The sequence below is a fragment of the Methanogenium sp. S4BF genome, assembly GCF_029633965.1.
Classification (GTDB): Archaea; Halobacteriota; Methanomicrobia; order Methanomicrobiales; family Methanomicrobiaceae; genus Methanogenium.
The window spans coordinates 2,135,306-2,147,972 of the sequence record NZ_CP091277.1 but is presented as its reverse complement, the minus strand read 5'-3'; the positions used below and the strand labels follow the sequence as shown (position 1 = coordinate 2,147,972).

Sequence of the window (12,667 nt, the reverse complement as noted above, 5' to 3'; positions counted from 1 at the left end):
TAGTATAGAGGCAAAGTCCATACATCGCATACGGATTCTTCCGGAGTCAGGTTTCAGGAAGGGAGGGATATAAATGACGAGCATAAAAGGAGTGCTTCTTGATATTGACGGCGTCCTGTATACCGGCGATTCTCCGATTCCCGGGGCCGGGGATACACTAAGGTTTCTGAACGAGAATGAGATCCCGTTCCGGTGCATCTCAAATACCACACGGAAATCCCGTGCATCCATCTCTGACAAACTGAACCGGTACGGACTCGACATACCCGAAGAGTTCATATTCACCCCGGCAGCGGCCCTTGTTTCCATATTAAAGGAAAAGAAGATGCAGCAATGCTTCTTCCTGACAGAGAGCGATGTAAAAAGGGATTTACTGGTTGATGGAATCACACATACGATTTCCGGTGCCGATGCCGTTGTGGTGGGTGATGCAGGGAATTATTTTGACTATGCCTCCCTCAATACCGCATTCAGGCTACTTGTAAACGGCGCATCGTTTTTTGCTCTCGAAAAGGATCGCTACTGGATGGATACCGACGGACTGTCCCTCTCTGCAGGGCCGTTTGTATACGGACTTGAATATGCAGGCGGAGTATCGGCCCGCCTTATCGGAAAACCTTCGCCGGCATTTTTTGAAAAGGCACTTGAATCGATGAAGATTACCCCTTCTGAGGCATTGATGGTCGGAGATGACATTCAAACCGATATCGGAGGGGCACAGAGAACGGGTATAAAAGGAATCCTTGTCCAAACCGGGAAATACGATCGTCACCGGGTTGAACAAAGCGGCATTGTACCCTACAGGACAATCGGTTCGGTGCGGGAGCTGCCTGAGATTATCAGTTCGATTCTGTGACAGAGACACATATCACAATTCTTCGGCACAAGGTTCGATTCTGAAATCCGGATGAAACTGAAAAAACCCTCCCGGAGGATGCAGCAGCATCCGGTTCATCCACAAAAACCTTCATCCGTGTTTAAACGGTCAGATTTACAGGAGTAAGGGACACCGTGCACTCAAACGATTATTGCACAGTCTTCATTTCATTCCGGTGCTTCAGCTTATACGTCAGCAGATCCATCAGCTCCTCCAGATTCTTACATAATACGATCTCTCCTGCACCCATTACCAGGTTCAGGGATGGACCGGATTTTATGAACACAGCCGGAAGCCGGATCCCTGCAGCAGGATATTTTTTAGCCATCTCGTCACGGTGCAGAAGTTCAACGCTGATATCCAGGCCCTTCAGAAATTTCTTCCAGTCCGGACTTATGCCCGTGCTTCCATAGGTTAGTCCGCACAGCACGCACCGATGGGTTGACGGTGAAACAGCTTTATGGACATAATTCTTTAACTCTCTCAAAAATCCGCTGTCTGCATCGTAGACAACCAACAGGACTTCCTCTTTCCCGCCTGCCCCTTCCATGACATAGGGTGGCATAAACAGAATATAAAGTGATCCCAAATAATCATTCGCGGTCAGATGCCGGGAATACGGTTCAAAACAAGTCAAAACCCGTGCAATGATCCGTACAATGATACCGGTACAGGCGACAAACACCTCCTTCCTGCCCCCTCATGCCAGCACCGGACAATCATCCTGCACGGGCTTCCCGCATTTCTGCCGGACAGAAGCAGCAGGCAAAACCGTATAAATACCAGGCATCTTATTCTCTGCCATACCCGAAAGGAGGAAATAAAAAATGGGTGATCTCTCTCCCCTGCTTGCTGTACGTGACATGAAGAAAACAATTGAATTCTATACTCGCTCACTCGGATTCCACTGCGGAATGGTCTTCCCTAATGCAGAAAATCCCGAATATGCCGACCTGTCAAAAGACGGAATGGTTCTGATGGTCATCCCGGCGAAAGATCACGGCATCCGTGCCGAAGAAACATTCGGCATCGGCGTAATGCTGTATCTGCACATTGACGGGGATATCGACGAATATTATTGGGAACTGAAAGAAAACGGCGTCCGGGTCGCAGAAGATATAAAAGACGAGCCATATGGCGTCAGGGATTTTACCGTCACAGACCCCGACGGATACCAGCTTACGTTCACACAGGCGACAGCCAGGCAATGCATGAGCTGTGGGATGCCGATGAGTAAACCGGATGATTTCGGCGGCGGGAATCCGGCGAATCCCTGTTGCGCTCACTGCACCCACGAAGACGGCAGCCTGAAGAGCTACGATGACATTTTTGAGGGCATGGTGCAGTTCATGATGACATCATACCATCTGGAGAGGGATGCTGCAGAGGAGAAGGTGCGGGCATATCTCGCGGGAATGCCGGCATGGGAAAATAGGCATAAGCAATGACAATTTCAACTACGGACTGAATGATGCAATGCACCGATATGTCGCCCTATGGAGAGACTATTGTATGAGCGGATAATTTTCAATATCCCACAATTCCCTCGTAATACCGTTCTTCCAAACAGGCGAATACAGCACGGGGAAAAAAATTGATAAGAACAATAACTGCTGTTCTCAGGTCAGGGTAACAGAGACAATCTCTGCAGACTCAACACCCTCAAGGCCGCGGAGTGTCTGCTCAGCCTCTTCGGTGGTCCCTTCGCCGTCCGGGACGACGATGGCAACTTTCAGGCTGGAGAGGCCAAAGCCGATAGGCTCGACAACCATGTCCTGTGTTCCGGGAAGCTTTTCTTTGATTAATGCCTGCAGTGCAACGAGGTCGACTTCAGGTGACTCGGGCATAATCTTAATGATTACTGCTACGTCTCCCATGCTTCAGGGCCCCATAAATCCGCATTTCTTGCATTCGTATGGAATACTCTGGTGCCGGCAGTCATGACACCGGTATATGATCTGCCCGCATTTGGGGCAGGAGAACTTTGTCCAGCCCTCAGATGCGAGCGGGACATTACAGGAGGTACACTTCTCTGTTGCCATAATTAACTCATTAATTCGACATCAAAACTATTAAAGATGTGGATTGGAATAGGTGCCGGAGGGCCTGCCGCCCCCGAGGAACGAACGGATACGATCCGGCCTGCGTCCGTTGACGATGCCCCATCTGATGCCGGATCCACGGGCAACGGAGAAAAATGCCGGGTCCACCACATCTGTCGGTGTGATGCCTGCCTCCACGCCCTCCGGAACCGTTTCACAGAGCACACCTGCAGAAAAGATGCCGTCCACTGATTTCAGGAGCAGCAGTGGCGCATCCCGTTTCGACGCCACCCACGCAGCGATGGAATCAGACGTCACGTCCCATGAATGGGGCAGGGGATCGGCCTCCCGCATCACACGGTACGGCAGCAGCACTGCCACACCCTGCACCGGGTCCTGCACCCCGTCCACCGGGCAGGCGCCTGCAGCCACCCACAGCCATGCGGTCTGTTCCATGGCACAGACCGCCATCCAGTGCGCCGGCGTCCCTTCAGCACCGCTCTGCCGGACGGTATCGGCGAAGAGCCCACCCCCCGGAACGATCAGGATGTCACGGCCGGATGATGCAAGAAGCGCATACAATGCCGGAATCTCTCCTGTCAGGCTGCCGCCTGCCTTGACGACCAGACAATCTGGCCTCTTATCTGCTGCCGGTTCCATCAGTACTCAGATAAACCATCACCATTCTGAGGCATAAGCAGTTCGCCAATCGAAGCGCCGGCTGATTCAATTCGCAACACGTATCTGCCGCCCCGCGCATCTCTCAGATATGCGCATCCTCCCCCTCTTTCTGGCGCTCGGCCTCCTCTGCTGCGGCGCCGTGACCGCCGCATTCACGATAACGGAGGTCTGCCCGGACACCTGGTTCAAAGGAGAGGCCGATGAATACATCGTCATCACAGGGAGCGGCAGTCTTACCGGCGTCTCGGTCTCAGACGGGGAGGGGAGCGCCCGGTTTCCGGACGGGGACCGGGCATCAGGCGATGTGATCCTGGCACAGCAGGCAGAAGCCTACCGCATGGTGCACGGGGCATACCCGGATTATGAATGGTATGACTCCGCACCCGGCGTGCCGGACCTGATCCGCACCGGTACCCTGAAACTGGGGAATGGGGGTGATGAGGTCATCCTCCGGGAGAACGGGCGGGAGACCTGCCGGGTCACCTGGCCGGGAGATGTCGTCTGCCGGGAGGGGCAGGTGCACTTCCTTGAAGACGGCGTCTGGGACCCCCGCCCGCTGATGATCGGGCAGTCCCGGTTTGTCCCGGTCTCTTTTACCGGCGTTTCCGGGACGGTGTTTGCATCACCGGACACATCGCGGGAGATACTCGATAGCGCCATAGCCCTCGCCGAGACCGAACTGCTCATCAATGTCTATGAATTCACATCACCAGGCATCGCCGCTGACGTTGCCGCCGCACTGAATGACGGCGCCAGTGTCACCATCCTTTTGGAGGGCGGGCCGGTCGGAGGCATCAGCGCTGAAGAGAAAGGAGTAGCCGGATACCTCCGTGACAGAGGTGCCGCAGTATACACGATGGAGACGACAGATACCGCCCACGCCCGCTACCGCTACAACCACGCCAAGTATCTCATCGCCGACCGAAAAACAGTCCTCGTGACATCAGAGAACTTCGGGGAGACCGGATTTCCGGAGAGAGGCACAACAGGCAACCGTGGATGGGGGATCCTGATTACCGACCCGCGGGTGGCAGGCTACTTCGCAGATATCTTCACAGCTGACACGGCGGGAAGTGACATTGCAGCATATACCAGCACCGGCACCCTTCCGGATGATGAGGGAGGAGAGGGATACAAGGCCGTATTCGGCACACAGTCATTCGACGGCGCCACGGTGACGCCTGTCCTCGCCCCGGATACCGCTTATCTCATCCCGGCACTCATCGAAGGGGCAAAAAAGAGTGTTGACATCCAGCAGGCATACATCAGCAACTGGACAGGCGGGGCCCCCAACCCGTATCTCGAAGCGGCGGTAGAGGGCGCCCGAAGGGGGGTGCATGTACGTATCATTCTCGACAGCTACTGGTTCAACACCGAAGGGGAGAACGACAATGACGAGATGGCCGCACGCATCAATGCCGCTGCTGCAGCAGAGGGGCTGCCGATGGAGGCACGCCTCGCCCGCCTCGGCCCCGGATACCCGGAGAAGGTGCACAACAAGGGGGTCATCGTGGACGGCAATGCAGTGCTCATCTCATCGGTCAACTGGAACGAAAACTCCCCCTCATTCAACCGGGAGGCAGGGATCATCATTGAAAACCCGGACGCAGGAGCCTATTTCAGCGCAGTATTCAATGCAGACTGGGAGGATGCTGGGCCACTGCAGGACAATCTGTCAGCGCCGACCGATGATACATTCCTCAGGCAGGAGATTGCCGCAGGCGTGGTCATGCTGCTCTTTATCGGCTACTTTATCCGGCGCCGGCGATGGTAAAACATGGTTTTAACACCAGAAGAGAACAGAAGAGATATGATGAACCCTTCCCGTTCAGATGCCGTCACTGGTGCTGACATTGTCGTTGGCATCATTGCTGTCATCGGTCTTTTAATCGTCGTCCACTACCTGCTTGGCTCACCCATGACCGCAAATCACGACGAGGGCATCATTCCCGATGCCATTCAAGCGTCCGCTGACGCACTCATATCAGACGGTGACGTATACGGATTTGCCGACAACGGCGGCCCGTACGAAGGCATCACCGTCGCAGACGGGCCCACCAGTCCGGAGACAATGGGGGCAGTCTCCCTCTCCCTGCGCCTGATGGAAGGGGAGACGGGAGGGGTCGACATGGAGAATGCTGACGTCCGGATATCTGCAGAAGAGCACATCGAAGGGCTCCGGTATTCTGCCAATATGCCGCTTCAGCGCCCGAACTGGACGGTTGCATCCCGGACCCATGTCACTGCAGGAGATCAGGCGGACAATGACCTCATCATCGAGCCGGGCGAGATCTTCACGATTCTCGTCTACCCCTCTGAAGGTCTCCCCCCGGATACGGCATTCTCCATTCAGGTGCAGACCGGGAAGGGTGAGCCCTATACCATCACCCGGAAGGTCCCGGGGAGCATAAAACCGGTGATGGACCTAAACGCCCTTTGAATCTCCTCTTTTTCCCTCTGCACTGCACCGAAGCCTGCAAAATCATTTTCCGGCATCCCGGGAACGGTGCCATACAGAAGAGAGACAGCACCGTCAAAGACGAGGAGACGGGCACAGGATTGTGGGGCGCCCAGATGCAGCTCCATCCGTAAACCATATGATGATTTCAGCCCCCTCATGCCGCAAATGCCTGTATAGCCCCGGCAGACAGAGAAAAACAGCTCGTATCCACTCCCAATGGATGCTCCGGACAGGGGAATTGAACTGAGAGAGAGACCTTACCGGACGGCCCACTGGCCTCCCGAAAAAAAGAGACCAGATCAGGATATGAGGTTTGTCTCATAATATGGCCGCGGCCATTCGTCATATCCTGTATCCATTGAAGCAATCACAAACAGCGCGAACTGCTCGCCCTCTTCCGGATGGGTGGCAGTCGTCGGCACCGTAATGCCGTATACTATCGGCCGCCCGGTCCGCTCACTCCCGATTGAACTGAAACGCTGGTAGCCGAGGGTTACGCTGACATCATCGTACCGGTCGGCATATGTTGGTGAACTGAGGTCAATCTCTGCCGGGAGAGGGAGATATCGCAGCCCGTGCTCCTCTGCCACACTCCGGTACTCAAAGGCGTAATCGATACCGCCCGCCTCCAAAAGGGAGAGCAGATACACACTCCCGTCCCGGATCACAAGACCGGGCCCTGATGTCTTCATCGTCTCCGGGAGTATTACCTCTGCTGCTGTGCCATTGCGCATCACCACCGGCTGCTGTGCAAGATTTTGGGAGATGAGCGTGTCAAAAAGATCATCGGTTCCATAGTAGTTCTCTGCTAAAAGGAGCACCATCAGGCCGCGGTAGCCGGCTGCGTCCAGCATCGGATTGGATAGGCCGGTCCGCACATCCGGACGGCAAAGAATCTCGATCCAGTTATCTGCGGAAAATTCGTCTGCGTACCGGCTCAGATTCGTATAGGCAATGACCATCTCGTTGCGGGCCAGAGGCGTGTATGTCGTGGCATAGGCGCCATTTCCGTCCGCACGGGGAATATACATCATATCCGGGATGAGAGACTCGTCTGCGACAATGACCACATCAAAGTCACGATGGAGGTCGGTCACCTGCCGGATGCACTGGATACTGCCGTGCCCCTCACTCCGGATGTCAATCTCCGGGTGCAGGGCTTCGTACTCTGCCTCCATCGTCTCCATCGGACCCAGGAGACTGCCTGCGGGGACCACATTGACGATCGTCTTCTCCGGGGCGTCACTGCACCCTGCAGCGAGGATGAGGGCTGCCACTCCGATGCAGAGCAGCAGAGACAAAAATGGAGAGGGGCCGGAGTTACCTGACTTCAATGGTATCAACCCATTTCACCCAGGAGCTGCCTTCCGTAATAATATCAGGAGTGGCAGTTGCCACCACCATCCGGAAGGGACCCCCATACTCATAGGTAACAGGCAGGCCGTCCTGTTCGTACATGATGATGATCGTCAGGGGAGGCGCCGGCACTTCTTTCAGGTTGTCATCAAAGGTAATGAAGCCCTCCCCATCAACCTGATCAGCATCAAAGACCCAGAGATATCCGTCTGTTGCCGAGACCCAGACCCGGTTCTCCGGGCCAAAATCTCCGGCAAGTGCAATGAGATCGGTGAGAGGCACACCCTTTACGGCGAAGGGGCCCGATTTGATGCCCACGGTGGAGACAGAGTACCCATACCCTTCAAATGCAGGCATCGCCGTGATGTCATCCCAGTCCAAAACGACCTCAGTTCCGCCATGTAGGATTGTGAGATTCCCCGGCAGTGGTTCAGGAGCAGCCACAGCCGTCTCACCGGCCCCGGTGCATCCGCAGATGCACGCGACTGCCAGGAGGCAGATGCAAAGAGCCGGCATCAGCCGTTTCATCAGCGCCTCCTGCCAAACGGCACAAGGGCAAGGGCGAGTCCCGCGGCAATCAGCACCAGCGGAGCAGGGGTCGGAGTGGCGTCCGGCACTCCGGCGCCCCCGGTTTCTGCGGCTTCAGACTGCAGGGATTTGACCGGTGCAGATGTGTCACCGGTAAACCCGCCTTCATAGATACGGACTTCATCCACCCACTTTGCGGTGAACCCGTTGGTCGACGGCATCAGATCAAAGAAGTGCTGCGCAGACCCGGGCATCGTCTCATGCATATCCCAGTTTCCATAGACATGTTTTCCCTCCGCATTGGTGGAGGCGTCTGCAAAGAAGACGAGGCGCATCCCGCTGTAGTAATCCTCCGGCGGGTATCCGACCCCGGCGCGGACGCCGGTCTCTGCCTCTTCACCATTGTACCAGCAGACCACCATCGGACCCTGGCGGGGGTCCGGCGTAAAGACGTTTTCATACGGGAACTCCACGTGGTATCCGTCTGAGGCCCTCACCATGATCTCGTCCCCCGGAGCGGCACCGCCAACAAGGCTGCAGAGATCTGCAATATCGGTCCCCATCACCGCACCATGATCCTTAAAGTTCTTCGTCTCATTGCGGTCCCAGGCCACCTCTTTATCATCAGAGAATACCGGCCCCTGATGGTAGTAATGGGTAACCCCGTCACCCTGCACCGGCAGGTTCGCCTGCATCCAGAGATAATCCACGGTATTCTCAGAAATGACATCTCCGGTGGCGGATATTTTGGTCACCGTGAGGTTCGTCGTCGGTCCTGCGGCAGCTCCTGCACAGAGAAGGAGTGCTGCCACCAGTACTGCCACAGCAATGCGGCAGAGAAACATGCGCCCGGAGGGGCGGACATATGCTGAATTCATTGAAATCATACTCACGTTCATGATTTTCATCCTGTCATTCCTCTTTGAACCGGAATTCGTAGGTCACAACGGTTTCGGGCAGGACGGTTGCCTCCCGCACAATGGTCTCATCGTCTGAGGAGAGCCCTATTTCATACGTACCGATAGGAAGACCTGAAATCGTTGCCGGCGTGACAAGGCCGGTGTAACGGTCATGGAGGTATATTTTTGCACCCGCAGGGACCGAGGTCACACACAGGGCGCCATTGGAGTAAGGCGTAAGGGAAAAGACCACCTTTGCATCCGGTTTTCCGGATATGTCAGTCACCGCAATTATCCGGGCATCCGGTTGATATCCCGGCAGGGAACAGGCAATCCGGTGGAACCCGGTGGAGAGGCAGGAGATCTCAGAAGGAGTTGTCTTTCCGGTTCGTACGCCATCGATAAAGACTTCAGCGCCGGACGGGTCGGATGTGACAGCAACCACACAGGTTCCGCACGATGAGGGAACCAGCGTGAGCGTCCCGTCACCCCGCTGGTAAGTGAGGGGATAGCTCTGATATCCCCCGCCTGACGTGACGGCAACGAATGAGTCGGTGTCCGTGATAGTCACCTGTGCAGGCGTCGTCTGCTCCGGCAGCTTTCCGTTCACCATAAAGACCACCGGGTCATCCGTTCCGCTTTCCACCTGTACAGACGCCTCCGGCAGGGTGCCGGAGAAGTCAAAGAAGACCGAAACAAGGGCTCCCGGATAGACCCAGGCGGTGTCAGACTGTGAGTCCCCGGTGAGAGTGGATGAGACGCCGATCCGGTGAGTACCCTCCTTAAGGCCGCCAAAGAGGGAGGGGGTTTTTTTCCCCGTCAATTTTCCGTCCAGACTGATCCATGCCCCCGACGGCACAGACTCCACAAAGATTCCGCCGGTGAGTGCAGACGGACTGCTCTCTCCTGCGGGCAGTATTGGTGTTGGAGGTGCTGACATCATCTCCGGTGACGGAGTGTCGTCTGCCGGAGCGGCATCAGCAGGCAAACTGCCCGCCGCGGGGACCGAAGCGCTGCCACCCGGGGGGGTGAATTCCGGGCCACGGGAAGGGAAGAAGGACAAAAAGAACCGGAATATTCCCTCAATAATGCCGCTATCGCTATCAGCAAAAACATCTGCTGTACCCGGTGTTTCTGCCGCATCCGAAACGGGCGAGAGACCCTCCGCAGTTGCCACTGCAACCCTGACCATGCATCCGGGGGAGGCATCCGCTGCCGTGACCATATATTCACCGGTACCGGGAGGCAGGACTACCATAACCTGCATCAGACCGGGTACCAAAACAGACGTTTTTGTCTTCAGCTGCATCCCGTTCACAGCAATTGACGGAGCATCCGTCCCCGCGCTGCTGCAGATCAGTATCAGGGAATTAGTCCCGTTTTCCGGCAGGGTATCTGCGGGAATCCTGCAGATTTCTCCGTCTGCCGGGACACACCCTTCATACACCGCATAGGAAAAACGGTCCGCACCGGGTCTTTCGCACAGGGATACGACGGCACAGAGGGAGAAGACATCCTCCGTCCCTCCGGCACCGGTAAGTGTGATGCCCGGAGATACGGATGGGAAGAGAGCGCAGGTCTGATCGACAGTGCCTGCAGAGGTGCGCGCATTTGCAAGGCGCCGGGGAATCAGGAGTACGCCATCGGACGATAGCGTGGTTTGCGGCTCTGCCGGAAGGCCGGATGCTGTGTCAAATCCGTGGGAAAAGAGCAGGTATGACGTGATCTCCTCTTTGTCCCGGCCAGGCAGGCTCACCGGAACAGACTCCCCTCCGGCAATAAAACCGGGATATCCCGGTGCCGCTTCCACCGACAGAGAACCGGAACAAATACCCCGTGGCCCTGCAGAAAGAGACGATTGCTCACTGTCCCTGCAGAGAGGAACGAGCACACCTTCCACACGATTTTCACCATCCCGTATAATACGGACCGGTATTTCAAGTGGTACATATCCATCCATCGTGAGGGTCAGTGTATGATTCCCCGTGATGAGTGTCAGGGGTTCACCATCCGCTGTGGTTGCGGTATCCACACCGTCCACCGCAATTGTGGCACCAGACGGGTGAGAAACCACGGTGCAGGGGGAGGTGATGCCCGTCAGGGAAAAGGAGGCCGTGACATTGGAGCCATCCGCCACCCAGACCCATTCCTCTCCCGGGGTTTCGTATCCCTCCCGCTGTACGGTGACGCCGTAATATCCCTCCGGCATATCCGGGATGGAGACATTGGTCACGAATTCACTCACCGCACCGTCGATGACCACTGCTGCATCTGCCGGGGCAGAGAGCACCGTCAGCGTGCCGGTTGCGGGCGTCCAGACATTTGCGTCCCCCTCACTCCCGCCGGCCGGGACCACCGGTGGCTGTCCGCCGGCTGATGTATAAATTTCGATGCGTGAAACAGACTGCACGGAAAGTCCGGTGCTTGAAGGCAAATCCGGCTGGAAGAAGTGCCAGTATTCCTCCGGGAGAGCAGAACGCATATCACTGTTGCCGAAGATGTGCTCGCCCCAGGGATTCACCGATGTATCGGCAAAAAACTGGAGCCGCATCCCGTCATAGTATCCGGCACCCGCTTTCTGCCCGTCCTTCTCCCAGGCAAGCACCATTCTGCCCTGGCAGGAGGGAGGAGTGTAGACATTTTCATACGCGAATGCCTTTCGGAATCCGTCTTCAGCACGGATGAGAATCACATCGCCGCTGTGTGCACCACCTATGCTTTCGCAAAGGGCCATCACGTCCGTTCCCCGAACAGCACCCATGTCCTTATTCGGATAACAGTTGATGTCCTCATCAGGATTCCACGGGTCCACAGATTCATCAAAGACCGGGCCCTGGAGATAATAATGGATACCACCATCTCCCATTATGGGGAATTTTGTCTCCATATCTGCAATGGTGTATGATTCTTCAAATTCCGGCACGCTCTCCCCGGACGCGTATCGTGCCACCGTAACCATATCAGTGGCCATGACGGGAAGTATGAACAGCCCAGGGAGCAGCACAAACAGAAGGCCGAAACGACATATTCGTGACACCACAATACCACCGGATTCGGAAATGTTCGTGTCTTCAGCCTAAATTAGTTATGTTATTTTTATTGAATGTTAACTAAACATGATGTACATTTTTCTACCCACCCCACGCTGGCGATGCCTGCCGCCACATTTACCATGCATGACACAAACAGTACTCATATGCTCCATCCGCAGGAACGGACAGCCATCCTCATCCTCACGGGGATTCTCATCGTACTTGCAGGAATGTCCTTTGTGATTGAATCAACGGGGAAAGAACCTTTTGCAGCACCCTTTTCAGACACACTGGAGGATGGCACCCTTGCTGTCCTCACCGGCACCGTAACAGCAGCAGCAAATACCCGGACCGGCGGCCACCTCATGCTCAGCGTAGACAATACCTCCGTCTTTGTCCCGGATGGTGCTCTGGAGGATCCCGACACAGTCAAGGGAGAGGTTGTCAGCGTAATCGGCATTGTTCAGACATATCGGGGGAAAAAAGAGATTGTAGCTGAGCGCCCGGATGATATTGTCATCCAACCGCAGTGATTCCAGCGCTTTTACCGGAAGATATCAGTATCATCCTCTTCTTTTATCGAGAGGCGATCGAATGATTTTCCTTTTTTCACCTTTGTATCCTGATCCCGTTCATCAGCGGCAGGACGACTCTTTGGTGCAGAAGGGCTGCCGGCCTTTTCATCAATATCAGCCTTTGCATCGCGGGAGCGCTTCCCCTCAACACCCAGGCCCTCATCAAGATCGGATTTTATGAACCGTTCCCGTGCCATAATGAACACGTTGACCCGG

The 12,667-nt window shown here is 55.6% G+C and carries 14 protein-coding genes; 5 read left to right on the top strand and 9 right to left on the bottom strand.

From position 1 onward, the window contains the following. Positions 1–73: 73 nt before the first annotated feature. The gene (locus tag L1S32_RS10290; protein WP_278155012.1) at positions 74–856 is read left to right on the top strand and encodes a TIGR01458 family HAD-type hydrolase; all 783 of its coding nucleotides are present in this window, start codon (positions 74–76) and stop codon (positions 854–856) included. A 169-nt stretch (positions 857–1,025) separates the two neighbouring features. Here the strand turns inward: L1S32_RS10290 and L1S32_RS10285 are convergent, their stop codons facing one another. Next, the gene (locus L1S32_RS10285; RefSeq protein ID WP_278155011.1) at positions 1,026–1,442 is read right to left on the bottom strand and encodes a hypothetical protein; all 417 of its coding nucleotides are present in this window, start codon (positions 1,440–1,442) and stop codon (positions 1,026–1,028) included. A 262-nt stretch (positions 1,443–1,704) separates the two neighbouring features. On the opposite strand from L1S32_RS10285, the gene L1S32_RS10280 reads away from it, so the two are divergent. Continuing rightward, a complete protein-coding gene (locus L1S32_RS10280; protein ID WP_278155010.1) occupies positions 1,705–2,325 on the top strand; it encodes a VOC family protein in 621 nt (206 codons plus the stop codon). Between the two features lie 171 nt (positions 2,326–2,496). On the opposite strand, the gene L1S32_RS10275 is transcribed toward L1S32_RS10280, so the two are convergent. The 3 genes from L1S32_RS10275 to L1S32_RS10265 are packed head-to-tail and all read right to left on the bottom strand — an operon-like array spanning position 2,497 to position 3,579. Further along, positions 2,497–2,754: an elongation factor 1-beta gene (locus tag L1S32_RS10275; RefSeq protein WP_278155009.1), complete on the bottom strand. Its 258-nt coding sequence runs from the start codon at positions 2,752–2,754 to the stop codon at positions 2,497–2,499. Between the two features lie 3 nt (positions 2,755–2,757). Then, on the bottom strand, positions 2,758–2,919 hold the full coding sequence (locus L1S32_RS10270; protein WP_278155008.1) for a zinc finger domain-containing protein: 162 nt from the start codon (positions 2,917–2,919) through the stop codon (positions 2,758–2,760). A gap of 30 nt (positions 2,920–2,949) precedes the next feature. Beyond that, positions 2,950–3,579, bottom strand: a complete 630-nt coding sequence (locus L1S32_RS10265) for a uridylate kinase (protein ID WP_278155007.1) — start codon at positions 3,577–3,579, stop codon at positions 2,950–2,952. Positions 3,580–3,688: 109 nt separating this feature from the next. On the opposite strand from L1S32_RS10265, the gene L1S32_RS10260 reads away from it, so the two are divergent. Both L1S32_RS10260 and L1S32_RS10255 read left to right on the top strand, forming a co-directional pair. Then, a complete protein-coding gene (locus L1S32_RS10260; RefSeq protein WP_278155006.1) occupies positions 3,689–5,374 on the top strand; it encodes a phospholipase D-like domain-containing protein in 1,686 nt (561 codons plus the stop codon). 36 nt (positions 5,375–5,410) lie between these two features. Beyond that, the gene (locus L1S32_RS10255) at positions 5,411–6,040 is read left to right on the top strand and encodes a hypothetical protein (protein ID WP_278155005.1); all 630 of its coding nucleotides are present in this window, start codon (positions 5,411–5,413) and stop codon (positions 6,038–6,040) included. Between the two features lie 320 nt (positions 6,041–6,360). On the opposite strand, the gene wtpA is transcribed toward L1S32_RS10255, so the two are convergent. From wtpA to L1S32_RS10235, 4 genes are read right to left on the bottom strand one after another with little or no spacing between them, the layout of a single operon-like run. Beyond that, positions 6,361–7,395 carry a tungstate ABC transporter substrate-binding protein WtpA gene (gene wtpA / locus L1S32_RS10250; protein ID WP_278155004.1) on the bottom strand — a complete coding sequence of 345 codons (1,035 nt, stop codon included), beginning with the start codon at positions 7,393–7,395 and terminating at the stop codon, positions 6,361–6,363. Continuing rightward, positions 7,382–7,945 (bottom strand): molybdopterin-dependent oxidoreductase, encoded by a 564-nt coding sequence (locus L1S32_RS10245; protein WP_278155003.1) that lies wholly within the window; start codon positions 7,943–7,945, stop codon positions 7,382–7,384. Before L1S32_RS10245 ends, wtpA begins: the two co-directional genes overlap by 14 nt. Next, positions 7,945–8,823 (bottom strand): argininosuccinate synthase, encoded by an 879-nt coding sequence (locus tag L1S32_RS10240; RefSeq protein ID WP_278155002.1) that lies wholly within the window; start codon positions 8,821–8,823, stop codon positions 7,945–7,947. The genes L1S32_RS10245 and L1S32_RS10240 overlap by 1 nt, the downstream gene beginning before the upstream one ends. Before the next feature lie 34 nt (positions 8,824–8,857). Continuing rightward, positions 8,858–11,881, bottom strand: a complete 3,024-nt coding sequence (locus tag L1S32_RS10235) for a PEGA domain-containing protein (RefSeq protein ID WP_278155001.1) — start codon at positions 11,879–11,881, stop codon at positions 8,858–8,860. A gap of 114 nt (positions 11,882–11,995) precedes the next feature. Here L1S32_RS10235 and L1S32_RS10230 point away from each other — a divergent pair, with 114 nt between their 5' ends. Then, positions 11,996–12,409 carry a hypothetical protein gene (locus L1S32_RS10230; RefSeq protein ID WP_278155000.1) on the top strand — a complete coding sequence of 138 codons (414 nt, stop codon included), beginning with the start codon at positions 11,996–11,998 and terminating at the stop codon, positions 12,407–12,409. Positions 12,410–12,420: 11 nt separating this feature from the next. Here the strand turns inward: L1S32_RS10230 and L1S32_RS10225 are convergent, their stop codons facing one another. After that, the gene (locus L1S32_RS10225; RefSeq protein ID WP_278154999.1) at positions 12,421–12,648 is read right to left on the bottom strand and encodes a hypothetical protein; all 228 of its coding nucleotides are present in this window, start codon (positions 12,646–12,648) and stop codon (positions 12,421–12,423) included. Between the last annotated feature and the right edge of the window lie 19 nt (positions 12,649–12,667).